The organism is Janthinobacterium algoris (genome assembly GCF_051380935.1).
Classification (GTDB): domain Bacteria; phylum Pseudomonadota; class Gammaproteobacteria; order Burkholderiales; family Burkholderiaceae_D; genus Janthinobacterium.
This window is the reverse complement of the sequence record NZ_JBNYXZ010000002.1, coordinates 129948-152850: the sequence shown is the minus strand read 5'-3', so window position 1 is coordinate 152850 and position 22903 is coordinate 129948. Positions and strand designations below refer to the sequence as shown.

Here is a 22903-nt window from a genome sequence, read left to right as displayed (position 1 = left end):
CATGGATAACGATAGCCGCGCCAGCGTGCTGTACGTGGATGACGAAGCGCTGGCCTGCAAGTATTTCGAGCGCGCCCTCGGCCAGCGCTACCGGGTGCTGACGGCGCAGAGCGTCGATGCGGCGCTCGCTGTGCTGGCAGACAATGGCGCCCAGGTCGACGTGCTCGTTACCGATTACCGCATGCCGGACCGCCTGGGCAGCGAGCTGCTGCAGGAAGTGGCGCAGCGCTATCCGCACATCGTCTGCATGCTGGTCACCGCGTATGCGGACAAGGACGTGCTGCTGGAACTGATCAACGGCGGTTCGCTGTTCCGTCTGCTGGAAAAGCCGCTCGACTTGCCCGCCATGCAAACGGCGCTGCAGCTGGCCGTGCAAACGGGACGCGAGCGCGCCGCGCGCCGCCAGGGCCTGGTGGCGATGGAAGAATCGCTGGCCTTCCTCGCGCATGAATTGAACACGCCGCTGGCGGCCATCGCCAATTTTGCGCGTGGCATCGCGCGGCGCGCGCAGGCGGACGCCGCAGCACAGGCCGAGATCGGCGAAGCGGCCACCTTGATGCACGACAATGCGCGTTATTGTTTGTCCGTGCTGGCCAGCTTTGTCGACACGGTGCGTCTGGCCAGTGCCGGGCCGGGCATGCAGCGCGGACGCAGCGCCGGCAGCGCGCGCCAATTGCTGGCCGCCTTGCTCGACAGCTACCCCTTGAGCACGGCACAGCGCGCCGCCATCACGCTCGAACAGGGCGACGATTTCGCCATTGCCGAGTCGCCCAACTGTGTCGCGCTGATTTTGTCATCCGTGCTGGCGAATGCCTTGCGCTCGGCCGGCGAGCAAGCCCATCCGGCGATCGGCATCCGTATCGATGCCGGCCGCATCACGGTGCGCGACAACGGCGCCGGCATCGCCCCCGAGATAGTCGAACAGTTGTTGATCGACCCCGTCAGTGCCAGCGGCAACGAAGGCAAGGGCTGGGGCATGGTGTTTTGCCACCGCATGATGCAATCGTTTGGCGGCAACCTCGATATCGCCACCGAGTTTGGCAGTTCCACCACGGTAACCCTGAATTTTCCAGTACATATAAGGAACGAGCATGATTGACGCCAATCTGCGTTTGCCGGCTCAGCGTGAGCCGGCCCAAGGCTTGCCGACGATACTCTATGTCGATGACGAGGCCAACGCCCTCAAATATTTCCAGCGCGCCATCGCGCCGCTGGCCGACGTACTGACGGCTACCTCGGTCGAGGAGGGCAAGCGCATCCTCGACGAGCAGTCCGACCGCATCGCCGTGCTGGTGTCGGACCAGCGCATGCCCGGCGCCTACGGCAATGAGCTGCTGTCTTACGCCTGGGACCGCTATCCACACATCGTGCGCATCCTGACCACGGCGTATTCCGAACTGGAGCACACGGTGGAGGCCGTCAACCAGGGGCAGATCCACCGCTACATCCAGAAGCCGTGGGATATCGCGGCGCTGCGCATGGAATTGAAACAGGCACTGGAACTGGCGCGACTGCGCAATGAACACGCCCAGTTGCTGCGCGAAAAGCTGATGGTGCGCCAGCGGCAAGCCGTCGCCAACCGCATCGGCACCCTGTACGCCTTGTGCGCCAGCCTGGCCGGTCCGGAACAGCAGTTGCCCGTGGAAGCGTATTTGTCGGCGGCCCTGACGGCTGGCGTCACACCGCCCGAGCCGGACTGGCTGCTGATGGATTATGCCGACCTGGTCAGTTCGGAAGCGTTTCGCGGCACGGCTTTTGCGGCCGCCGTGCGCCAGCAGCTCGACAAGATCGAGCGCGAGCATCCGGGGCGTGGCGTGGAGCAAGCGATCGACATGCTGCTGCCCGTGTTTGGCGCGGCGCTGCAAAACCTGGGTGGCACGGCGCTGTTCCTCAATGGACGCCTGCTGACGGAATTCCTGGAAACGCCGACCACCGCGCCCGTCTCGGCCATCCATTCGTTCTGGCTGGCCAGCTTGCTGTGGCTGGCGCGGCGCGGCTGGTCCTTGCAGCTGAGCAAGACCGAACAAGGCTTGCAAGGCAAGGTGGTGCAGGCTGAAGCGGCGCTCACGCCGGACCACCTGGCCGCCTGGATCGAGCAGTTTTGACGGGGCATTCACTGAAACAGGGCTGCGCTGGCCCTGTGTGTGGTGGCGGTGAGCGGGCTTAGCGCTCCGCCGCCGCCTTCAGGTTGTTCAAGCCTTTTTCAAAATCCTTGCCGATCATCCTGTCCATGCTGACGAAGACCGTCATGACCTTGCTGACGTAAGGGCTGGGACCGGTCATGGTCCAGTTCACCTTGGTGCTGTCGCCTTCGGGAGTCATGCTGAAGGTGGTGGTGTTATGGCTTTCGAACGGTTTGAGGAAGTCCAGCTTGATGACGGTGCGCTCGGGCTGAGCCGCTTCCGTGATTTCCATGCGGCCGGCGCCCACCTTGTCATTGCCTTGCCACGCATACTGCGCGCCCAGGCCATGGTCCGGGCCCGCAAAGGTGCGGCGCATGGCCGGATCGAGCTTTTCCCACGGCGACCAGGCAGCCCAGTAATGGAAGTCGGTGATCAGGGCGGCGATTTTTTCGGGCGGCGCCTTGATGGTGATTTCGCGCTGGACACTGAAGGTGTCGGGCTTGGTGGTGGCATAGCCGAGGATGGCGGCGACGACGACAACGATCAGCAGCAGGGTTTTTTTGATCATATGCTCTCCAAATCTTGAATGGTCGATGCGAACAAATCAAGGCAATCTTAGCAGATATGAATGGCTGTGCGCAGCCTGTTGGCCTTTATTTGCGCCAGCTCTGCGCAGGGCCGCCTGCACGCCCGCCTGCACGCCAGTTCGCCATCGCGCACTGGCGCGCACGCCAGGTTTGTGCAGGTTTGTGGTGAGGGCCGGCGTCCGCTAGAATGCTGGCCTGCAAAGATTTCAGAGGGAAATATGATTCAACGATCGATCGCCAGGCTGACCCTGGCGTGCGGCCTGCTGGCTTCCGTCTTGGCCGCCAACCTGGCGCATGCCGATGCCTGTCCTGCCCATTACGTCGATGGCCGCAAGCCGGAAATCACCAACCCCAAGCTGGACGTGGCGACCAAAGAGCTGTGCTACAACGTTTTTGGCGTGATGCATTCGGGTATTACGCGTACGCCACTGTGGTCGGCGGAACATTTGACGGCGAACAACCTGGAAGCGGCGCAGGACTTGTCGCGCGAAAACTCCTTCCATGCCGAACGCAAGCTGCCCACCGCCCAGCGCGCCGAGCTGGCCGATTATGCGCGCAGCGGCTTCGACCGTGGCCATATGGCGCCCAACGGCGACATGCCGGACCGCCAGAGCCAGCGCGACAGCTTTACCCTGGCCAACATGGTGCCGCAGGATGCGCGCAACAACCGCTATGTGTGGGCCGGTATCGAAGGCGCCGTGCGCAAGATGGCCAAGAAAGAGGGCGACCTGTACGTGATCACGGGGCCGGCTTTCATAGGCGGCAACTTGCGCAAAGTGGGTCGGGTGATCGTGCCCAGCCACCTGTACAAGGCCGTGTACAGCCCGCGCCAGCGCGCCGGCGCCGCCTACTTCATTGAAAACGTCGATACCAAGACGTATGAAGTGCTGAGCATTGCGCAACTGGAAGACAGGATCGGCATCGATCTGTTACCGTCGCTGACGCGCCAGCAAAAACTGCGCATGCTGAGTTTGCCCAAGGTGAAGAGCAAGTCCAAGAAATAAGACCGTCAAAAAGGAAATCCCATGTGTGCCAAGAAATTCGTCCCGTATGCCAATGAAAGCGATGTGCTGGACATTGGCAATCTGAGCATCGAAAACAGGATCGACCGCATCAGCATCAGCGGCGACATCGACCTGACCCTGGACAAGCCGGGCCTGGCTCTGGCGAAACAGCTGCAAAAACTGCTGGGCGACGTGGTGGCGCAGTTGGAAAAGCAGGAACTGCCCGATCAGTTGCCGCCGCCCGAGGTGACGTCGGTGGCCAATCCCTTCGAGTGACGTTGGCCATGGCCTGGCCGCTTCAATATCGTCAGGCCAGGCCGGGGAGCCGCTTGAGTTCGGCCAGCAGCAAATCCCAATGCCAGATCTGCTCGGCAATGTACGATGCGCCGCCCGGCCCCGGGCGCAGCATGATTTCGGTTGCCACGCCTTTTGCCATGAGCTCGCGTTGCGCCCACTGCATTACGCGGCGCTGTCCCGTCAGCCGGCTGCGACGTTCAGGCGACAGCAGTGCCAGGGCGTGGGGCAGGCGACAAGCCAGAATTTGCCGCAGGCGGATGACCGCTGCTTTGTCTGTCCGCTCAAAGGCGGGTTCAAGCACGTAGGCCTGGCCGGCCGCGTCGCGGATGTCATATTTATCCTGCAGATAGTTACTGACACGGTTTCCGCTCACAACGGTCTCGATCTTGCCCGACAGGACGTCAGGCAAGCATGCATTGACGCCGACGTAGCAATACTCGCTGCGGCCAGAACCGTCATATCATTGCTTGTGCAGTGTCAGCGCTGATCATCATTTTCGCTGGCCCCGTGACCATTGCAGATAACGTAGGGCAATCGCGATGCCGCTCATGCCGATGGCCCAGTTCCGCAGTTGCCGCAGCGACGGCCCCATTTGAACGGCGTACGGTGACATGTATTTATAGAAAAACATCTGCACCAGGTACAGGGCGAATGCGGTGGCCAGGATGCTGGCCCTGGCCAGGCGTCCCGGCGTCTTGCCCAGCCACTCCGCCATAAAAATGATCGGCAAGGCAATAGAGATCAGCTTGTTGCCGGATAGATCTCGGTAATGCCCAATACAATCGCATTCAGGCACCAGTAGGCATAGATGGCAGCGATGATGTACAGGTACGCGCCGATGCGCCGCCGGCCGCCAGGGCTGGGGCGGGGCAGTTTCGCTGATGCAAAGTAAAGCCGGGCATCCTCGCGGTACAGCAGGTAGACGATGGCTGCGAATGCCAGTACGGCAAACAGCAGTTGCAGGGCGTGGCTTCCCTGTGTCTGTGATTCGACGGCGATCATGTAGCCCATGCTTAGCGTGCCGACAATGACGTAGGCCAGGCGCGCCCAGCGCTGCGCGCAGAGCAGGCCTGCGGCAATGAAAAAGTCGGCATATCCGCCAGCTTCAAGCAGTTGCCATTGCACGCTGCCTGACAGGAAGGTGCCGGACAACGGGGCCTCGGCATGCGGCCAGACAGCAGGAGGTAAGTGATCGTGTTGCCCATGTTCATGAGCAGCATATAGGCGATCACGGTCACGCTTGCGGGACGCCGGCGCCGCATATTATTGTCCGCGGGCAAGATTGGCGGGAGTGTCTGCGGTCGTGGGGAGTTGAGTACTTCGGATGTCATGCGGATGGACTCGTTAAGAATCTGCTGCGGCAGGGCGCGCGCGTGGCGCGGAATCCCATCCGACCACCGGCATCGGATGGGGCTGATACAGCGCCGGCTTACTTGGCGAACGCCTGCGTCGCTGGCGTCACGGTGACGGCTTCCGGCTTGATGTGCAACTTCATCGCGCCGATGACCTTGTCTTCATCGAGCAGCGCCTGTGGCTTGTTGCCGTCGTACTTGATGGGCGAAAAGGCATCGCTGACGAGCTTATCCTTCAAGCCGGTCGCATCCTTGGCAACGATCACCACGGACAGGTTCTTCGCCGACAAATGTTGCTTGATGGCACGGTTGACGTCGGCCACCGTCAGCTTGGCCAAGCCGTCGCGCATCAGCTTGGTGAACTCGGGTGTGCCATACCATTGCGAATCGAGCGCATAGCCCAGTTGCTGGTCTTGCGTCGAGGTCATGACGAAGACGTTTTTCATCAGATAGTCGCGCGTGGTGGCGAAATCGTCTTGCGTCAAGCCGTTGTCGATGAGCTTGCCCAATTCCGTCAGGGCCACGCGCAGGGCGAAGTGGGCGTTGTCCGGCGCCACGGGGCGTATCCAGATTTCGAACAGCTGCGCCTTGCGGCCCAGGTTCGGGTTCGGGAAGAACTGAACCATGCCGCGCGGGAAGGCTTCGATATACGCGTAATCGCCATAGTTCATGCCGCGAATTTCACGGATGCGCTGGTACAGATAGGAATTCGAGGCGCGGTGTTCGCCCAGCCAGGTCTTCGCCAGCCAAAGGGCGGGGAAGTCCGGGTGCGTGCGCGTCACGTCGAGCGGCAGGCCGAAGGAAATCGCCGTGGCGCGCGTGTTTTTCTCGAGGATTTCCACTTCCAGGCCCTGCGCCTTGCGGCCCACGGGTTTCACGGTGGCTGGCAAGCCGGGGCCGGCCGGCAAGCTTGCCAGCGCTTGCGTCAGCGAGGCCGTCATGGCGTCGGACACATCGCCGGAAATGCCCACCTTGACGGCGCCTTGCGCATACGCGTTCTGCCAGAACTGTTTCACGTCATCCAGGGTGATGGCGTCGATGCCGGCCACCGTGCCCAGCACCGGGTGGCCGTACGACGTGCCCGCATACACATTGGTTTGCAGGCGTTCCTTGGCGAATTCTTCTTCGTTATTGTCTTTCAGGTCCAGCAGCAGCGCGTTCTTTTGCGCATCCTTCAAGCGGCGGAAGTCGTCCTCGCGGAAGCCGGGCGAGAGCAGCAGGGGCAGGGCGATGGCGTTGAACTGGGTCCAGTTATCCTTGTGGATAGAAGCCGTAAACGTCGTCATTTCCTTGTCCGTCTGCTGGGAAAAGCTGCCGGCCAGCGGGAACAGGGCCTGGTTGACCTCGTCGATCTTGCGCTCGGACGAACCGCCCGAGGCCACCATGGCCGCCGTCAGTGCGGCCAGGCCTTCCTTGCCTTTGGGGTCGTGCGCGGAACCGGCCGTCAACAGCAGCTTGTAGCGGATTTGCGGCAGCGCGGATTTTTGCACCAGCACGTCGAACTTGGCGTTCGAAGCGGCCGGCAGCAGGCTGGCCAGCTTCGGCGTGGTGGCGATGGCGGCTGCCATCGGCTGGTGTGACAGGGTGGTTACCACCAGGCCGTCGTCCGTCAGATATTTGCGCGCGGCCGCCTGCAGGTCGGCCGGCTTGAGCGTGTCGATCAGGCGGTAGTACTGGTTGATGGTGGCATACGAGCGGTCGAAATGCACGAAGGACGCCAGGGTGCCGGCGATCTGCTCTGTGTTATCGAGCGAGCGGATCAGGCCGTATTTTTCGGCCGATTTGGCATCCGCCAAGTCTTTTTCGCTAACTAGCGTGTCGCGCAGCTGCGCCACGGTGGCCAGGATGGCGTCGCGCACGTAGACGGCATCATCGATGTTTTTCACGCGCGCGCCGAGCACGGCCAGGGTCGGGTCGACGCGGTCCGGCGTCATCTCGAACAATTGATCGACCTTTTGCTCGCTCTGCACCAAACGCTTGTACAGAGCCGAGGTGCGGCCGAACGACAGCGAAAGCAAGGTCGCCAGCGCGGCCTGGTCTTTGTCTTTCACGGAAAACGCGGGCGCGTGGAAGCCCACGGCCACCCACGGCAGGGTCGGCGTAGGCCAGGCCACATGCTTGTAGACGGGGCCGCGCGGCGCGGGTTCCATGGGCACGGCCGCCTGCTGCTTGCCGCGCTGCCATTGACTCCAGTATTTTTCCACCAGCGCGATGGCTCGCTGCGGCTCCACGTCGCCGGCGATGATGATGGTGGTGCGCTCGGGACGGTACCAGCGGTCGAAGAAGATCTTCGAGTATGCGTACTGGTTCGGCATGTCTTCGATGTCCTGGATGAAACCCATCGTCGTGTGCTTGTAGGTATGCGTGGTGTAGGCGCTGTCGCGCATCACTTCGAACAGTTTCGAGACGGGATTGGCGCTGTTCTTGTTGTATTCACCCAGCACGGCCCGCGATTCCGTCTTGAACGCATCTTCCGCGTAATCGAGGTGCTGGAAGCGGTCCGCCTCCACTTTCAACACGGTTTCCAGGTCTTGTTTGGCAAACGTGGTGTGGTAATTGGTCAAATCGTCGCTGGTATAGGCATTCTGGCGCGCGCCGGCCCGGGTGATGACTTCCTGGTATTTCTCGGGCGGATAGGTCTTGGTGCCACGAAACATCATGTGCTCGAAAAAGTGCGCGAAACCGGATTTGCCCGGCTCGACTTCATTGCGCGAGCCTGTCTGCACGGGAATTTGCAGCGAGACCAGGTTGGGGAAGCCGGTCGGCACGATGATGATTTTCAGACCGTTGGCCAGGGTCTTTTCCGTGGCCTTGAACGGTAGCAAATCGGCCTTGTTAGCGACGGCGCTGTGGGCGGCTAGCGGTTTGACGGGCGCGGCGGCCAGGTTCGACGACGCCATGGCCGACAGGGCGAGGGCGAAAGCGGGGATGAATGTGGGTAGTAATGCGGGCATGACTCTTGACACGAAGGCTCCTTCTTTTTTGGATGTTATGAAAGTGCAACGCCGCAGCATAGAATATTCGTGCCGCCGTGCATAGGGGCAGGAGGCTTTCGGGCAGGTGCTGCGGGGTGGATCAAAAGTCGGGCCGCAGGATGCGTGCCGTCAGGTGGGTCAGGAAGTCGCGCCGGGTGGGCAGGAACATGCGGATATACACGATGTCGTGCGCCCGGTCATGGTGGTAGACGATGAGGATCTCTTCACACAGGCGTTGCCGCACATCCATGCCGACTTCGCGGGCGGCCTCGACGGGCGTGCCGCTGTCGGGGAAAGCTTTGAGAGCCGTCAATAGCTGCCGGAAAGCCGAGAGGAACTGCGCATGGGCGGCGGCCGTATGGTGCGCCTTGAAGTTGCTGCGTAATTCCTCGAAATCGGCTTGCGCGCTTTTCAGTACGATGATGCGCGCCATCTCAATCCTGGTCGAGGCTGGCCAGGAAATCTTCTTCGGACACCACGTCGCCGCGCGCGATTTCCTGGTTGCCCATGGCGATCAGCTTCATGAACGCATGCTGTTCCTGCATCTGCCGCGCTTGCTGCTTGCCTTCCTGATACGCGTGCATGGACAGCACCACCATCTTCGCTTCGCCATTTTGCGTGATGATGATGGGCTCGTCCTGGCCCGCGTCAAAGCTGTTGACGATCTCCGTCGTATTGGCCTTGAGATAGGAAATCGGCTTGATGCGTTCCTTGAGGTTCATGGCGGCTCCGAATGCGAAAAACTGTGATAGGACTAAATATACACCAAATTTGGTCGTGTCGCGTGTAGCTGGCACTTGTTCATTACGTGAGCGTGGTTTCCGGCAGGCTGATGCGGTTGCGGCCCAGGTGCTTGGCGCGGTACAGGGCGCAGTCGGCCGTGTGGATCAGCTGCCCCGGTTCCGTGCCGGGGCCGGGCAGGGCCGTGGCGGCGCCGATGCTGACGGTGACGCAGGCACCGTCCGGGCGCTTGCGCGGCAATTGCAGCCGCTCCACGCGCTGGCGGATGCGTTCGGCCACGATGGCCGCGCCCTTGAGCGACTGGTTCGGCAAGATGACGGCAAACTCTTCGCCGCCATAGCGGGCCACCATGTCGTTCGCGCGCATTTCGCTGGCCACGGCGCCGGCCACCTTGCGCAGGCACAGGTCGCCGCCCTGGTGGCCGTGGCTGTCGTTGTATTCCTTGAAATTGTCGACATCGACCATCAGCAGCGACAGGGGCTGGCCCTGCCGCTGGGCGCGCTGCCACTCGGCCAGGAGGGTGTCGTCGAAGCAGCGCCGGTTCGCCAGGCCCGTCAGGCCATCGCGCGTGGCCAGGCGTTGCAGTTCCACTTGCGCACGCTTTTCATCGGTCATGTCGCGCAGGGTTTCGACCACGGCGATCAGTTCTTCGCCATTGCCGTAGATGGGACTGGCATCGACGGCCAGGTAGCGCCGCCGCCCAGTGCGCGGCATGTCGCACCAGTTTTCCGCGCACAGATTGCTGCCCGTGCTGCTGCGGTATTGCTGCTGTGCATGCAAGGCGCGCATATCGCCGTCGCGTCCGGCCAGCAGCAGGTCGGCCAGGGTGGGGCGCTCGTCGTTGTAAAAGCAGCGGCCCGGCACCTGCGTGCCCAGTACTTCGGCCGCCGGCACGCCCGTCAGTTGCTCACAGGCGCGGTTCCAGATCATGACCCGGCCATGCACATCGAGGACAAAGGTGGGCACCACCAGCAACTCCATCATCTTGACGGCGAAGCCCTGGGCTGCATCGCAGGGCGATACGCTGGCATGTGCATGGCTATCCGGCATGTATGCATCCTTCTTGGGCGTGAATGGGGCTGGCTCCTTGGTCATGATGCAGCGTGGAGTAGCGATGGTGTTGATATTGGGCAATATTTCAGCGATGGACCATCGCCTCCTCGCGGCAGCCTGGCAGGGGCAGCGACAGGTGCAAGGTGGTGCCGGCGCCGCTGTGGCTGTCGATGTGCAGGCTGCCGCCGGCGCCAGCCACGCGCTCGTGCATGCCGGACAGGCCGCAACCGAGACGTGGTGGCGAACCCGACAGCCCGACGCCGTCGTCGCTGATACGGCAAGTCAGGGTGGCGCCCACTTGCTGCAGGCATAGCTGGACATGCGTGGCGCGCGCATGGCGGGCGATATTGGCCAGCGCTTCCTGTAGTGCGTGGTACAGCAGGGGGCCGTGCGCGTGGCCGGCGGCGGCGTCGAGCCGGTAATCGCAGCGGCAGTCGATGCCCGTGCTGCGTTGGAAGTCCGCCAGCAAGCCGTCGCACGCCGCTTGCAGGCCGGCATCGAGGGCGGGTGGGCGCAGGTCGTGGATGACGCGGCGCAGCGCCGCGATGCTGAGGTCGACATTGCGCGTCATCACGGCCAGCTGCCGCGCCAGTTGGGGTGTCGCTCCAGGCGTGCTGGCCTGCAGCATGGACAGGTCGATTTTCAGGGTCAGCAAATGCTGGCCCAGGTCGTCGTGGATGTCGCGCCCGATGCGCAAGCGTTCCTGCTCGCGCGCCTTGCGCTGGCCGCTGGCCAGGCGCGTCTGCTCGGCGTCCACGCGCAGTTGATCCAGCGCCTGCAGGCGCGGCGCCAGCCGGTGCCGACGCCACATCAGCAGCAGCGCCAGCGCGCCCGGCAGGAGGGCGCAGGCCGTCATCAGGGACCAGGGCAGGCTGGCTTGCGCCAGTGGCTCGGCGGCATGAGCGGCATATAGGGTGGCGAGTGCGCCGGCTGCCAGGCAGGCCGGAATGCTCAGGCGGTACGGCAGGCGTATCCAGCGTTGCAGCATATCCTTGCTCCCTAAATGTTTTCCAACGGGCAATGTTCTTACAGAAAATATATTAACTTTGGCTTATTTATATTGTCTCAACGCAAAAGCTACGCAGTTATGTCTGCCGCTGTGGCTTTCTTGCCTGTTGACGCTGCGGCGCCAGGTGGCGGCCACGGCATTTGCACGGAAAGTGTCGCGGCGGCATATAATAGAGGGTTGTCAATCGGCTTTTGCGGTGCCGGCGCTGTGCGCCGGCACCGCTGCGTACGCCCTGCGCGAGGACGCCAGCCAGCTCTTAGGAAACACAGTGACTTATAGCATCAAAGAGATTTTTTACACCCTGCAGGGCGAAGGTGCGCACGCGGGCCGTCCGGCCGTGTTTTGCCGCTTTTCAGGCTGCAACCTGTGGACGGGCCGTGAAAGCGACCGCGCCACGGCCGTGTGCCAGTTCTGCGACACGGACTTCGTCGGCACGGACGGCGAACTGGGCGGCAAGTTCAAGACGCCCCAGGAACTGGCCGCGCTGATCGACAGCCTGTGGCCAGCCAGTTACGCACCCAGCAAATACGTGGTATTTACGGGTGGCGAGCCCTTGCTGCAACTGGACACGGCCTTGATAGCCGCCATGCATGCGGTGGGCTTTACCATCGCCATTGAAACCAACGGCACCTTGCCCGTGCCAGCCGGCGTGGACTGGATCTGCGTCAGCCCGAAGATGGGTTCCACGTTGGTCGTGCACAAAGGCAATGAAATCAAGGTCGTCATCCCCCAGTTCCAGCAAGACCTGGCCGCCTACGAAGGGCTCGATTTCGAGAACTTTTTCGTGCAGGCGATGGATGGCCCCCTGGCCGCACACAACATGCAGCTGGCTATCGAAACGTGCAAAAGCAACCCGAAGTGGAAGCTGAGCCTGCAAACCCATAAACTCTTGCAAATACCTTAACAAAATAATATGCTGACTATCACACGCAAGCTCGAATTCGACGCGGGCCACCGCATTCCCGACCATAAAAGCCAGTGCCGCAACTTGCACGGCCACCGTTACACGGTGGAAATTACCTTGGTCGGCAAGGTCATCGAAGCCGAAGGCAATTCCGACAATGGCATGATCATGGACTTTTCCGACGTGAAAACCCTGGCCAAGCAGCATCTGGTCGATGTGTGGGACCACGCCTTCCTCGTGTATGAAAAGGATACGGCCGTGCGCGACTTCCTGGCCAGTCTGCCCGACCATAAAACCGTGGTCATCGACCGCATCCCGACCGTGGAAAACCTGGCGCGCATCGCCTTCGAGATCTTGAAAGCGGCGTTTACCGACCATTTCGGCACCGGCTTGCACCTGCATAAGCTGGTGTTGCATGAAACGCCGAATTGCTGGGCAGAAGTGACCGATGACTGAAGTGCACGATAGCGCGCGCGACGCGCGCTACATGCAACTGGCCCTGGAGCAGGCCCAGCACGCCTGGGACCTGGGCGAAGTGCCCGTCGGCGCCGTCGTCGTCAAGGATGGCGAAGTCATCGCCGTGGGCTACAACCAGCCCATCGGCCGCCACGACCCCACGGCGCACGCGGAAGTGATGGCCTTGCGCGCGGCCGCCGAAAAGCTGGGCAACTACCGCTTGCCCGGCTGTGAGCTGTACGTGACGCTGGAACCGTGCGTGATGTGCTCGGGCGCCATGCTGCATGCGCGCCTGGCGCGCGTGGTGTATGGCGCGGGCGACCCGAAGACGGGCGCCTGCGGTTCCGTGCTGAATCTGTTCGAGCAGCCGGCGCTGAATCACCAGACGGCGATCGTCGGCGGTGTGCTGGCCGACGAGTGCGGTGCCTTCCTCAAGCGTTTCTTTGTCGAGCGCCGCCGCGCGCAGTCGGAAGCGCGTAAACTGGCTAATCCGCCGGCCTGTTAGCCTGGTCTTGCCAGTCATCCCGGCTGGCATTTTTACAACTGTTGCGAAATAACATCTGTCTAGACCACTTCGCCATTCTCAAATGAGAATGATTCGTGTTACAGTATTGTTTTCGCCAGCAAACTTCCCTTGCGCATCGTTATCGATCCGGGTTCAAGAGCCAGCCTCCACTCTTAAACCGGATCATCATGACTACAGTGCTTCTGCAGCGCTCCGCTGCGCCCGTCGTATCCTCATCCCGCCTGCCTGCCCGCCGCCATAACCTGGTGCTGCGTGCCGCCTTGCTGGGCCTGTTCGCCGCGCCGCTGCTGCCTGTCATGGCGCAAACGGCCGCTGTCAACGCGGGCACGGCGGCGCAGGAGCCAGCCAAGCTGCCCGTCTTCCCTGAAATCGTCGTCAACGCCAAGCAGGATTACGAACGCCGCGCCGGCACCAGGACGGTCGTCACGGCGGACGACCTGGAGCGCCGCAATGTCACGGAAATGGGCGGTATCGTGCGCTACCTGCCTTTGATTACCGCGCCGGCGGCGGCCTCGGGCAGCGGCAGCAGCAGCGTGTGGGATGGTTCGGGCAACACCGGTTACAACATCCGTGGCCTGGAAGGCAACCGGGTCAGCCTGGAGCTCGATGGCATTGCGCTGCCCGACGCGGCGCCCAAGCCGGACGGCAACACCCTCAACGCCTTCGCCACGGGCCGTGATTATTTTGACCCTGAAACCTTCCGCGAAGTGCGCATCGATTCGGGCACGACGGCCGCCAGCGGCGCCAATCCGGGCCTGGGCGGCGGCGTGGCCTTCATCACCAAGTCGCCCGAGGATTACCTGGGCGAGGGGCAAGATCATTATGTCGCCTATAAATACGGCCGCGCCACGGCCGACCGCAGCAATGCGCACACCCTGACGGGCGCCGCCAGGATGGGCGCCAATCTGCAAGGGCTGGCCGTGTATGTGCACCGCGATGGCGAGCAGACGGACAGCCGCGGCACCACGCCCGTCAACCCGGACGACTGGCATTCGAATGCCTTGCTGTCCAAGCTGGTGTGGGCCTTGCCTGGCGAACAAAAGCTCGACTTGACGGTCGACATGTTCGAGCGCAAGAACAAGCGCGATCTGCGCAGCAAGGTCAGCACGTATTATCCGACGGGCGTGCAGCAGGATTCCACCACCAGGCGCACGCGCGTCAGCCTGGGCCACGATGTGGCGCTCAAGGATTTCGCCCTGTTCGACCGCCTGACGTCGAAAGTGTATCTGCAGAATGCGAACACCGATGACAAGACGCAAGGCCGCTACACGTACATGACCCCGGCCCAGCGTTCCATTGAAACGAGCTTCAAGAATGACAGCATCGGCGTCACTTCCGAAGCGTTCAAGCAGCTCAACGCCGACAACGCGCTGTTGTACGGCGTGCAGCTGGAACAGCTGAAAACGCGCCGTCCGTGGCGTGAAGACCGTCGCATCATCGCCACGGGCCAGCATCAGATCACCAACAAGAACCGCATGGCCGACATGGATACGACCAAGCTGGCCCTGTATGTGCGCGATGACCTCAGCTTTGATATCGCTGGCAAGAAAGCCGTGCTTACGCCTGGCTTGCGTGCCGATTACCGCAAGGACGCACCGAAAAACCTGCAACGCTACGCCATCGGCGTGCCGGGCGCAGCCAAGGAAGTGCGCGAGCAGAGCGACACGTATTTCACGCCCAGCCTGAGCCTGTCCGTGGAAGTCTTGCCGCAAATGAACGCCTACGCCACCGTGACGCGCGGCACGCGCCTGCCGACGGCGGCCGAACGCACGGGTACCTATGATTCCATCAGCTATACGGGCACGGGCAGAGGTTATGCCGTGCTGGGCAATGCGAATTTGCGCAAGGAAACCAGCCAGGCCTATGAACTGGGCTTGAAGGGCGACGTCGTCAAGGGCTTGAGCATGCACGCCTCCGTCTACCAGACGGAATACAAAAACATGATCGAGTATGTGATGCAGGAAGATGACCCGGTCAACTATCCCACCATCACTCAGGGCCTGTTCCGTCCGGAAAACATCGGCAATGCGCGCACCTGGGGTGCCGAGCTGACCCTGCGCGCGGAGCTGGGCGCCTGGGCGCCAGCCATGCAGGGTTACCACGTCGACCTGGCGACTGGCGTGGCCAAGGGCCGCTCCTTCAATACCCTGACGGGCGACAGCGGCGGCCTGGCCTCGGTGGCGCCCGCCAAGACGGCGCTGAGCGTCGGCTACGACCATGCGAACGAGCTGTTCGGCCTGGCCCTGACGGCCGTGCATGCGGGCGACAAACAGGCGCCGAACGACTTGCTGACGGGCACGACCGCGCCCCGCTTCAAGGTGCCGTCGTACACGATCTTTGACTTGTCGACTTACTGGAACGTGCACAAGAACGCCAAGATCATCGTCGGCGTGTACAACCTGACGGACCGCAAGTACTGGGATTACGCCGCCGCGCGCAGTCTGTCCGCCGGCACCACGGCCGCCAATCGCGCCGAGATCGAGCGCTACGCCAAGCCGGGCCGCAACGTCGCCGCCAGCCTCAGCGTCAACTATTGATTTTTACCGGGGAGGGGTGCTTGCCCCTCTTTTTTTCCATGTTTGATTGAATGGTCTCTCTATGAAGTTATCCAAACTCGTTCTATCCCTGCTAGGCAGCCTGCTGATTGCAAACGCAAGCGCGGCCCCAGCCACTTTGGCGGAACGCTGGTCCACCTTGCGCACGGAACAGCCGAAACTGCAGATCCGCGACGCGGCGCGCGCGCTGGGTGTGTCTGAAGCGCAATTGCTGGCAACCAATATCGGCAAGGGCGTGACGCGCCTGCAGGCGGACGGCAACCAGCCGCGCGAAATCATGCGCGCTGCGCTCGACCTGGGCCTGGTGCAAGCGATCACGCGCAATGAAAACGGCGTCATCGAGACGACGGGCACGGCCAGCAAATTCAAGCAGGCGGGCGACAAGTCGGAACAGGCCGACGCCAAGCAGGACCCGGAAACGCAAGCGCGCCAGCGCAATATCGCGGGCGGCTACCTGGGCGGCCAGATCGACCTGCGTTTCCACTTTGAACACTGGAAATACGCATTTGCCGTGGAACAGCCAGGCCGCGATGGCAAGCCGACGCGCAGCCTGCAATTTTTTGACGCCAACGGCACGGCCGTGCATAAGATCTACCTGCGCAACGAGCCGGGCGTGGCCGTCTACGACAAGCTGGTGGCGACCTTCCGCATGCCGCAGCAAAGCGCGGAATTGAACGTGCTGGCTGTGGCGCCGAAAGCGGCGGAAAAGCCGGATGCCGAGATCGACGTCAAGGAATTCCAGCTGGCCTGGAAAGACATGACGGACGTGCACCAGTTTGCGCAAATTATGCGTGAATTCCATTTGTCGCGCGAACAGGCGCTGCGCCTGGCGCCGGCCGGCGTGGTCGAGCGCGTGACGCCCGCAGCGCTGCGCACCTTGCTGGAAAACGCGGCAAAGGACAAGGTCGCCATCATGGTGTTCCTGGGCAATGACGGCTTGACGCAAATTTACAGCGGCAAGATCGAGAAAACCATGGCCGCTGGCGGCTTCTTCAATGTGCTGGATCCGGACTTCAACCTGCACATCCGCGACACGGCCCTGCGCAGCGGCTGGGTCGTCAAGCGCGGCGGCGTCACTTCGGTCGAATTCTTCGATAACGACGGCACGCAAGTGGTCTCCTTCTTCGGCGTGCGCGAGCGGGGCAAACCGCAACCGCAAGCGTGGGTCGATCTGGCTGATTCCTTGCCTAAGGCCAAGTAAGGTGCATCACCGTTGCCGCGCGCCGTACCGGCGCGGCAACACTTCAGGATGAGTGCCGCGTGCCGGCCTCATGTCTGAAGCACAATAGTGGTATGCTGATTCCAAGGCCGCAGCGATCATGCCTGCGTGCTGGTTCCTGGAAAAGAGGCAATCATGGCAACCATCATGGCGAACGGCCTCAACATAGCTTATGAAAGCCACGGCAACCCGGACGATCCGTGTGTGCTGCTGGTCATGGGCCTGGGCATGCAACTGATCGCCTGGCCGGCTGACTTCGTCGAAGGCATCGTCGAGCAAGGTTTTCGGGTGGTGCGTTTCGATAACCGCGACAGCGGCTTGTCGAGCAAGATGGCGTTGGCGGGTAAGCCGTATTTGCCGCTGGCCTACGTGAAAAACCTCGTCGGCTGGCCCTTGAAAACTTCCTATACCTTGAATGACATGGCGGACGATGCGCTGGGCTTGCTGGCGGCCCTGCGCATTGCCCAGGCGCACGTGATCGGCGTGTCGATGGGCGGCATGATCGCCCAAGTGATGGCGGCGCGTGCGCAGCAGCAGGTGCTGAGTCTGACCTCCATCATGTCGAGCAGCGGCCGGCGCGGTTTGCCCGGCCCCACGCGGGCGGCGCGCAATGCGTTATTGCAACGTCCGAAACGCAATGCCAGCCGCGCCGAACTGATGGCGCACATGGCCGCCACCGTGCGCGTCATCGGCAGCCCCGCCTATCCCGTCTCGGAAAAACTGCTGTACCAACGCATCGAGGCAGCGTTGCAGCGGGGCAGTTGCCCTGAAGGCGTGGCGCGGCAAATGGTGGCGATTGCCGCCTCGGGCGAGCGCACGACCTTGCTGCCGAGCATTAGCTGCCCTGCATTGGTGATCCATGGCGCAGCCGATCCCCTGATTCCCGTCGCCTGCGGCATCGATACGGCGGCGCTGATCCCGGGCGCCCGACTGGAGGTGATCGAGGGCATGGGGCACGATATGCCGCCCCAGCTGATCGAGCGCCTGCTCGCCTTGATCGATGTGCATCTGCAAGGTAAGATGGCGCCCCAGATGCGCTCCCAGCCAGCCTAGGCGCGCCCACCATTTGACTAGCCGGGCATATTTTGAAGACACCTGAGATTGGCATCGCCATTGTGGCGCCGGGCGGTTTCGCGCCCGATGAAGCGGCCGTGGCGCGCGGCATCGCCCGCTTGCAGGCGCAAGGCGCCACCATCCACAATTACTACGACCCCGAGCACACATTCCAGCGCTTCGGCGGCACGGATGCGGGGCGCCTGGCGCAGCTTGATGCCGCAGCTGCCGACCCGGCCGTGCAAGTGGTGATCGCCTTGCGCGGCAGCTACGGCATCAGCCGCATCCTGCCCGAGATCGATTTCCAGGCCATGGCTGACAGCCGCAAGCTGTTTGTCGGCTACAGCGACTTCACGGCTTTCCACATGGGATTGATGGCGAAAACTGGCTGCGCCAGCTTTGCCGGCCCCATGATTTGCGACGATTTCACCCGCGACGAACCTGAGCAATTTACGCTCGATCAGCTGTGGTCGTGCCTGGCCGGCCCCACGCACACGGTCACGGGCACGGCAGCGGGCAATCCGCAGGTCGAGGTCACGGGTAAATTATGGGGCGGCAACCTGGCCATGCTGGTGCACTTGCTGGGTACGCCATATTTCCCGCAGATTGACGGCGGTATTTTGTTCCTGGAAGATGTCAACGAACATCCGTACCGGGTCGAGCGCATGTTGCTGCAATTGCTGCACGCGGGCGTCATTGGCAGCCAGCAAGCGGTGGTGCTCGGTGACTTTTCCGGCTACAAACTGAGTCCCATGGACAAGGGCTACGATGTCGACGCCATGCTGGCGTATGTGCGCCAGCGCCTGCCCGTGCCCGTGCTGACGGGACTCGCGTTCGGCCATATCCGCCGTCGGGTTACCTTGCCGTTCGGCGGCCAGGCGCGGCTGCAATCGGATGCGTCCGGCTTCAGCCTGCAGGTGGGCGATTACCCCACCTTGTTGCGCCCCTGAAAGCCGTGAGCGCCCAACCCGGACGCCTGCTGCAGCTCGATGTGCTGCGCGGCATCGCTGTGTTTGGCATCTTGCTGGTGAATATCTGGTCGTTCGCCTGGGGCAGCCTGTCCTTGCGCTATGGCACCTTGCCCGCGCAACCGCCCGTACTGGACCAGCTCGTCATATTCGGTGTGGCGGCGCTGGCGCAATTCAAGTTTTACCCCATCTTTGCTTTTTTGTTCGGCGCCGGCTTTGCCCTGCAGACACGTTCCCTGAAACGCCAGCTGGGCAGCTGGGAGGCCGCGCAAGCCGCCTACCGGCGCCGTTTGCGCTGGCTGCTGGTGTTCGGCCTGCTGCACGGTTTCCTCATCTGGAGCGGCGACGTGCTGACCTCGTATGCCGTCGCCGGCATGCTGATCCTGCCGCTGGCAGCCGCCAGGCTGAGCCGCGTGCGCAACCTCGCCTGGTTGGTGGCGGGCGGCTTTTTACTGTTCATGTGTTTGCTCATTCCAGTGGGCCAGCAGGGCGGCGCAGCGGACATCGCGCGCGACCTGCACAGTTTTGCGGAGCGCTATGCCATCTACACGCAAGGTAGCGCGTGGGCCGTGGCCCAGCTGCGCGCCAACGATTTCCTCGCGTCCTTGCTGTACGCCACCGTCATGCTGCCGCATATCATCGTGCTGTTCCTGCTGGGTATCTTGTCCGTGCGTTGTGGCTGGCTGACACAGCCGCAGCGCCACCAGCGCCTGTGGCGCCGCGTGCGTGCCGTGGGATTCGGCGTGGGCTTGCCGTTCAACCTGCTGGCGGCGGGCGCCGTCGCGTGGCAGGTGGCTGATCCCTATCAAACCGTGTTCGATACGGCCTTGTTCGAAGTGGGCCTGTTCGCCGGCGGCCCTGTGCTGGCGGCCGGCTACGTGGCGGCGCTGATGCTGGCCGGTCCCTTCATGTTGCGCTGGCTGGGCGCATGGCTGGCACCCGTGGGACGCATGGCGCTGAGCAATTATCTGCTGCAATCGTTGATCGGCACCTGGCTGCTGCAGGGGCCGGGCCTGGGCTGGGGCGCCAGGCTGCGTCCCGCCGAGATGCTGTGGCTGGCCGTAGCGATCATGGCGGGGCAGGTGATGCTCAGCCGCTACTGGCTGCGCTATTTCCGCCAGGGACCGGTGGAAGCGCTGTGGCGCCGCCTGGCGCGCTTGCCTTAATTGGTTCCCCAGTCAAACGCGCCTTGCGGCGATGCCGGCGGCGGCGCCTTGGCCTTGGCCGTGGGCACGAGGGGATTATCCACGGCATGCCATTCAAACAGTTCCACGTCGAGCATGCAGGTGCGCGCCAAGTGCAGCGCTTGCTCAGGCGACAAGGCGGGATCCAGCCAGCGGTGTGCGTCTTCCAGGCTGACGGCCACGGGGCGGCGGTCGTGGATGTCGACCATGCCGCCCAGGCTGTCGGCCGTCACCAGCACGAAGCCCGCTTCCTCGCGGTTGTGCTTGTAGGGACCAAACTGGGCCAGCACCAGCAGGAACAGGCGCGCACGGTCGCGGCGGTGGATGTGCCACGGCTGCTTGCTGCCTTTTTCACCCGTCCATTCATACCAGCCATTGGCGCAGACGATGCCGCGCCCCGCGCGCAGTAGCGACTTCCAATACGCGCCGGCGAGTTTTTCCAGCCGTGCATTGATGGCGATGGGGATTTTTTTCTTGCCGGGCGCGGGCACGGCCTGCGCGGCCCAGGCGGGACGGTAACCCCAGAAGACGTCGTTGACCCGGTGCACGCCGTCCTCGATATGCAGCACGGGCCGGTACGTGCCGGGCGAGACGTTCAGGTGTGGCTCGGCCTCGCTGTCGAACACCGCGTCGGTCCAGCCGAAGGATGACGCCAGCATGCGCGCCGTGTCATTTTGATCGAATCGTCCACACATGCTGAAATCATACCCGATCGCCACGGCGCACGCGGGCTGGCACGCGCTGGGCGTGGATGTGGGCCAACGTACAGACTGCGGCCCGCGTGTGGCGCAGAGTGGAGGCCTGTCAGATTCTTGGCGCTATTCTTGCACCGGAGGAAATATGTCTTTTGAAAATCCTACCATCCACAAAGGTTTTACCATCAGTGCCACGGCCAGCCAGCGCCGCGATGGCCGCTGGGTCGGTTCGTATGTCAGCCAGAACCAGGCGTGCGGCGCGTATGCCGATACCTGCGATTACGATGATTGCAGCAATGAAAAAGAGGCGCAGCAACTGGCGCTGTCCGTCGGCTGGCGCCTTGCCGATGGGGTGCCGGCACGTTAGCTGCGCGGCTGCGCGCTGCGTCAGCTTTTGCGCCGCAAGGCCAGCAGCAAGCCTGCCGCAGGGAAGAGCAGGCTGGCGGCCAAGCGTACGCCGGTCAAGGAAGCCGTCTCCACACCCAGCACGTGCGGCAGGGCCAGCAGTAACAGTGGCGCGGGCACGGCGATGGCAAAGAAAAACAGGTACCACGAGTAACCCTTCTTTTTGGCCAGCAAGGCAATCAGGGCGCAGCCGATCAGGAAGACCAGCGGTAAATTCACATATTCCATGGTGACGCACTCTAGGCAAGGGGAACGCGATTATACGCGCCATCCGCCTGGGCTGGGCCGCTCATGGCCTTGCGTAGTCTTAATTGCCAAGCAGGTCAGGCGGCTGTGGCGCCTGCTTGCAGCCAGCCGGCGCCTCGGCCGGCAGCAGCGCCTTGATGGCGCCGTTATAGATGAGTTCTTGGGCCTACGCCGATGCCTCGATCAATCCCGCATGCACGGACTTGAAGCTGCTGAGCGTTTCAATCAGTACGGGCTTGGCATACACCTGTTGCGTATCGCCGCGCTTGCTGATTAAAATCTTCCCCCTGTAGCGCCCATCCTTCTCCAGCGTCCCCGCCACATGAAATTCATAGCCCCCGATCTGGTGTTTTTGTTGCTGATCCATGTCTCCCGCCTCCAGACCTGATTGTCGTGGCCCAGACCTGTCTCGATGTTTGCTGCAAGCGTAGCGAGCGGAGGGGATGTGTGGCTGAGAAGCACAACCGCACTGAAGTGCGGTGAGCATCGCCAGCCGCAAAGCCCCCCGCGCAGTTGCTTGCATCAAGCGTCCTCACCCCGCGCGAATGGCGCGGATTTGCTGGGCCGTTTCCTCGATCTCCCGATATGCTTCCTGGATATAGCCATTGATCGGGTGCTCGTCCATCCACTCGAAATAGGCGCGCTCGTCGTGTTTGATGGCAAAAGGGACGTGGTGGTCGCGTATCGACTCTGCCGTCTCACGCACCAGCGAGGCAAAAAGCAACTCCAGAGTTTCCATGATGGTCACCTTGCGAGGCAGGAATGCAGAGTTATGAATGTAGCACAAAGTGCGCGTTTGTCCACGCCGGTCGCCGTGGCGTGCGCGCCTGCCAGGTCTGCGTTGCGGCGATCATGACGCCAGGCGGAACGCTGTGTGTCCGCACGTCAACCTGGATTGTAAAGTTATCTTCATTTCGCGCCGGCCCAGGCCTCAGGCCGGATGGCCGAGATGCTCGTATAAAATCACGCAGCCGATGATGATCAGCACCAGGCCGCCCACCAGTTCGGCGCGCCGACCCGCCACCGTGCCCAGCACGCGGCCCAGCATCACGCCCAGGGTGACCATGACGAAGGTGGAAAAGCCGATGGCGGCGGCCGTCACGACGATGTTGGCGCCCAGCAAAGCCAGGCCCGCACCCACCACCATGGCATCGATGCTGGTGGCCAGGCCGGTGACAGCCAGCACCCAGAACGAGTGCGACTGGGCCGGCGCTTCTTCCTCGTCGGCGTCGGAAAGGGCATTGCGTATCATCAACAGGCCGATGATGCCCAACAGGCTGAAGGCAATCCAGTGGTCCCATGCTTCCACGTAGGGCGCTGCCACGCTGCCCAGGGCCCAGCCGATGATGGGCGTGATGGCTTCGATGACGCCAAAAATCAGGCCCGTGCGCAGCGCCTCGCGCCATTGCGGCTTGTGCAGGGCGGCGCCCTTGCCCACGGCGGCCGCAAAGGCATCGGTGGACATGGCAAGGGAGAGGGCGGCGGTGGCGGCGAAATTCATCGTTGGCTTTCTGTAAAACCTGGCTGGGATGTGTATAAACTAAGAAACCC

At 62.6% G+C, this 22903-nt stretch carries 27 protein-coding genes; 13 read left to right on the top strand and 14 right to left on the bottom strand.

Annotated features, from left to right (window positions below; translation table 11 throughout):
• The first annotated feature begins 1 nt into the window (after nucleotide 1).
• A complete protein-coding gene (locus tag ACQ4W7_RS03640; protein ID WP_436528506.1) occupies nucleotides 2–1099 on the top strand; it encodes a hybrid sensor histidine kinase/response regulator in 1098 nt (365 codons plus the stop codon).
• Nucleotides 1092–2105 (top strand): response regulator, encoded by a 1014-nt coding sequence (locus ACQ4W7_RS03635; RefSeq protein WP_436528504.1) that lies wholly within the window; start codon nucleotides 1092–1094, stop codon nucleotides 2103–2105. The genes ACQ4W7_RS03640 and ACQ4W7_RS03635 overlap by 8 nt, the downstream gene beginning before the upstream one ends.
• A 58-nt stretch (nucleotides 2106–2163) precedes the next feature.
• On the opposite strand, the gene ACQ4W7_RS03630 is transcribed toward ACQ4W7_RS03635, so the two are convergent.
• Nucleotides 2164–2691 carry an SRPBCC family protein gene (locus ACQ4W7_RS03630; RefSeq protein ID WP_426071280.1) on the bottom strand — a complete coding sequence of 176 codons (528 nt, stop codon included), beginning with the start codon at nucleotides 2689–2691 and terminating at the stop codon, nucleotides 2164–2166.
• A 237-nt stretch (nucleotides 2692–2928) separates the two neighbouring features.
• On the opposite strand from ACQ4W7_RS03630, the gene ACQ4W7_RS03625 reads away from it, so the two are divergent.
• Together ACQ4W7_RS03625 and ACQ4W7_RS03620 are read left to right on the top strand one after the other, a co-directional pair.
• Entirely contained in the window at nucleotides 2929–3714 is a 786-nt protein-coding gene (locus ACQ4W7_RS03625) for a DNA/RNA non-specific endonuclease (protein WP_426071279.1), read from the top strand.
• A 21-nt stretch (nucleotides 3715–3735) separates the two neighbouring features.
• Nucleotides 3736–3990: a hypothetical protein gene (locus ACQ4W7_RS03620; RefSeq protein ID WP_426071278.1), complete on the top strand. Its 255-nt coding sequence runs from the start codon at nucleotides 3736–3738 to the stop codon at nucleotides 3988–3990.
• A gap of 31 nt (nucleotides 3991–4021) precedes the next feature.
• Here the strand turns inward: ACQ4W7_RS03620 and ACQ4W7_RS03615 are convergent, their stop codons facing one another.
• From ACQ4W7_RS03615 to ACQ4W7_RS03580, 8 genes are all read right to left on the bottom strand, one after another.
• The gene (locus ACQ4W7_RS03615) at nucleotides 4022–4420 is read right to left on the bottom strand and encodes a hypothetical protein (protein WP_436528501.1); all 399 of its coding nucleotides are present in this window, start codon (nucleotides 4418–4420) and stop codon (nucleotides 4022–4024) included.
• 81 nt (nucleotides 4421–4501) lie between these two features.
• The gene (locus tag ACQ4W7_RS03610) at nucleotides 4502–4741 is read right to left on the bottom strand and encodes a hypothetical protein (protein WP_436528499.1); all 240 of its coding nucleotides are present in this window, start codon (nucleotides 4739–4741) and stop codon (nucleotides 4502–4504) included.
• Between the two features lie 11 nt (nucleotides 4742–4752).
• Complete coding sequence (locus tag ACQ4W7_RS03605) at nucleotides 4753–5163, bottom strand: hypothetical protein (protein WP_436528497.1); 411 nt, start codon at nucleotides 5161–5163, stop codon at nucleotides 4753–4755.
• A 277-nt stretch (nucleotides 5164–5440) separates the two neighbouring features.
• Nucleotides 5441–8317: a M16 family metallopeptidase gene (locus ACQ4W7_RS03600; RefSeq protein ID WP_436528495.1), complete on the bottom strand. Its 2877-nt coding sequence runs from the start codon at nucleotides 8315–8317 to the stop codon at nucleotides 5441–5443.
• A gap of 121 nt (nucleotides 8318–8438) precedes the next feature.
• The gene (locus tag ACQ4W7_RS03595) at nucleotides 8439–8771 is read right to left on the bottom strand and encodes a type II toxin-antitoxin system RelE/ParE family toxin (protein ID WP_436528493.1); all 333 of its coding nucleotides are present in this window, start codon (nucleotides 8769–8771) and stop codon (nucleotides 8439–8441) included.
• Between the two features lies 1 nt (nucleotide 8772).
• The gene (locus tag ACQ4W7_RS03590) at nucleotides 8773–9060 is read right to left on the bottom strand and encodes a type II toxin-antitoxin system Phd/YefM family antitoxin (protein ID WP_426071271.1); all 288 of its coding nucleotides are present in this window, start codon (nucleotides 9058–9060) and stop codon (nucleotides 8773–8775) included.
• Nucleotides 9061–9142: 82 nt separating this feature from the next.
• Nucleotides 9143–10129, bottom strand: a complete 987-nt coding sequence (locus ACQ4W7_RS03585; RefSeq protein WP_426071270.1) for a sensor domain-containing diguanylate cyclase — start codon at nucleotides 10127–10129, stop codon at nucleotides 9143–9145.
• Between the two features lie 88 nt (nucleotides 10130–10217).
• On the bottom strand, nucleotides 10218–11120 hold the full coding sequence (locus tag ACQ4W7_RS03580) for a sensor histidine kinase (RefSeq protein WP_436528489.1): 903 nt from the start codon (nucleotides 11118–11120) through the stop codon (nucleotides 10218–10220).
• 289 nt (nucleotides 11121–11409) lie between these two features.
• On the opposite strand from ACQ4W7_RS03580, the gene queE reads away from it, so the two are divergent.
• The 8 genes from queE to ACQ4W7_RS03540 all read left to right on the top strand — a co-directional run bounded on the left by queE (nucleotide 11410) and on the right by ACQ4W7_RS03540 (nucleotide 19988).
• The gene (queE, locus tag ACQ4W7_RS03575) at nucleotides 11410–12045 is read left to right on the top strand and encodes a 7-carboxy-7-deazaguanine synthase (RefSeq protein ID WP_426071268.1); all 636 of its coding nucleotides are present in this window, start codon (nucleotides 11410–11412) and stop codon (nucleotides 12043–12045) included.
• A gap of 9 nt (nucleotides 12046–12054) precedes the next feature.
• Nucleotides 12055–12501: a 6-carboxytetrahydropterin synthase QueD gene (gene queD / locus ACQ4W7_RS03570; RefSeq protein ID WP_035819191.1), complete on the top strand. Its 447-nt coding sequence runs from the start codon at nucleotides 12055–12057 to the stop codon at nucleotides 12499–12501.
• Nucleotides 12494–13006: a tRNA adenosine(34) deaminase TadA gene (gene tadA / locus ACQ4W7_RS03565; RefSeq protein WP_436528487.1), complete on the top strand. Its 513-nt coding sequence runs from the start codon at nucleotides 12494–12496 to the stop codon at nucleotides 13004–13006. The genes queD and tadA overlap by 8 nt, the downstream gene beginning before the upstream one ends.
• A gap of 188 nt (nucleotides 13007–13194) precedes the next feature.
• Nucleotides 13195–15564 carry a TonB-dependent hemoglobin/transferrin/lactoferrin family receptor gene (locus tag ACQ4W7_RS03560; protein WP_436528485.1) on the top strand — a complete coding sequence of 790 codons (2370 nt, stop codon included), beginning with the start codon at nucleotides 13195–13197 and terminating at the stop codon, nucleotides 15562–15564.
• Nucleotides 15565–15625: 61 nt separating this feature from the next.
• Entirely contained in the window at nucleotides 15626–16783 is a 1158-nt protein-coding gene (locus ACQ4W7_RS03555; protein ID WP_436528483.1) for a hemin-degrading factor, read from the top strand.
• 153 nt (nucleotides 16784–16936) lie between these two features.
• Nucleotides 16937–17854: an alpha/beta fold hydrolase gene (locus ACQ4W7_RS03550; RefSeq protein WP_426071264.1), complete on the top strand. Its 918-nt coding sequence runs from the start codon at nucleotides 16937–16939 to the stop codon at nucleotides 17852–17854.
• A 32-nt stretch (nucleotides 17855–17886) separates the two neighbouring features.
• Complete coding sequence (ldcA, locus tag ACQ4W7_RS03545; protein ID WP_436528481.1) at nucleotides 17887–18804, top strand: muramoyltetrapeptide carboxypeptidase; 918 nt, start codon at nucleotides 17887–17889, stop codon at nucleotides 18802–18804.
• A gap of 5 nt (nucleotides 18805–18809) precedes the next feature.
• Nucleotides 18810–19988, top strand: a complete 1179-nt coding sequence (locus ACQ4W7_RS03540; protein WP_436528479.1) for a DUF418 domain-containing protein — start codon at nucleotides 18810–18812, stop codon at nucleotides 19986–19988.
• On the opposite strand, the gene ACQ4W7_RS03535 is transcribed toward ACQ4W7_RS03540, so the two are convergent.
• Complete coding sequence (locus tag ACQ4W7_RS03535) at nucleotides 19985–20701, bottom strand: SOS response-associated peptidase (RefSeq protein ID WP_436528477.1); 717 nt, start codon at nucleotides 20699–20701, stop codon at nucleotides 19985–19987. The genes ACQ4W7_RS03540 and ACQ4W7_RS03535 overlap by 4 nt on opposite strands.
• A 145-nt stretch (nucleotides 20702–20846) precedes the next feature.
• On the opposite strand from ACQ4W7_RS03535, the gene ACQ4W7_RS03530 reads away from it, so the two are divergent.
• On the top strand, nucleotides 20847–21068 hold the full coding sequence (locus tag ACQ4W7_RS03530; protein WP_426071260.1) for a hypothetical protein: 222 nt from the start codon (nucleotides 20847–20849) through the stop codon (nucleotides 21066–21068).
• 20 nt (nucleotides 21069–21088) lie between these two features.
• On the opposite strand, the gene ACQ4W7_RS03525 is transcribed toward ACQ4W7_RS03530, so the two are convergent.
• From ACQ4W7_RS03525 to mntP, 4 genes are all read right to left on the bottom strand, one after another.
• On the bottom strand, nucleotides 21089–21334 hold the full coding sequence (locus tag ACQ4W7_RS03525) for a hypothetical protein (RefSeq protein ID WP_426071259.1): 246 nt from the start codon (nucleotides 21332–21334) through the stop codon (nucleotides 21089–21091).
• A gap of 184 nt (nucleotides 21335–21518) precedes the next feature.
• A complete protein-coding gene (locus ACQ4W7_RS03520; protein ID WP_426071258.1) occupies nucleotides 21519–21719 on the bottom strand; it encodes a hypothetical protein in 201 nt (66 codons plus the stop codon).
• 165 nt (nucleotides 21720–21884) lie between these two features.
• On the bottom strand, nucleotides 21885–22091 hold the full coding sequence (locus ACQ4W7_RS03515; protein WP_426071257.1) for a hypothetical protein: 207 nt from the start codon (nucleotides 22089–22091) through the stop codon (nucleotides 21885–21887).
• Between the two features lie 192 nt (nucleotides 22092–22283).
• Complete coding sequence (gene mntP, locus ACQ4W7_RS03510) at nucleotides 22284–22853, bottom strand: manganese efflux pump MntP (RefSeq protein ID WP_426071256.1); 570 nt, start codon at nucleotides 22851–22853, stop codon at nucleotides 22284–22286.
• Between the last annotated feature and the right edge of the window lie 50 nt (nucleotides 22854–22903).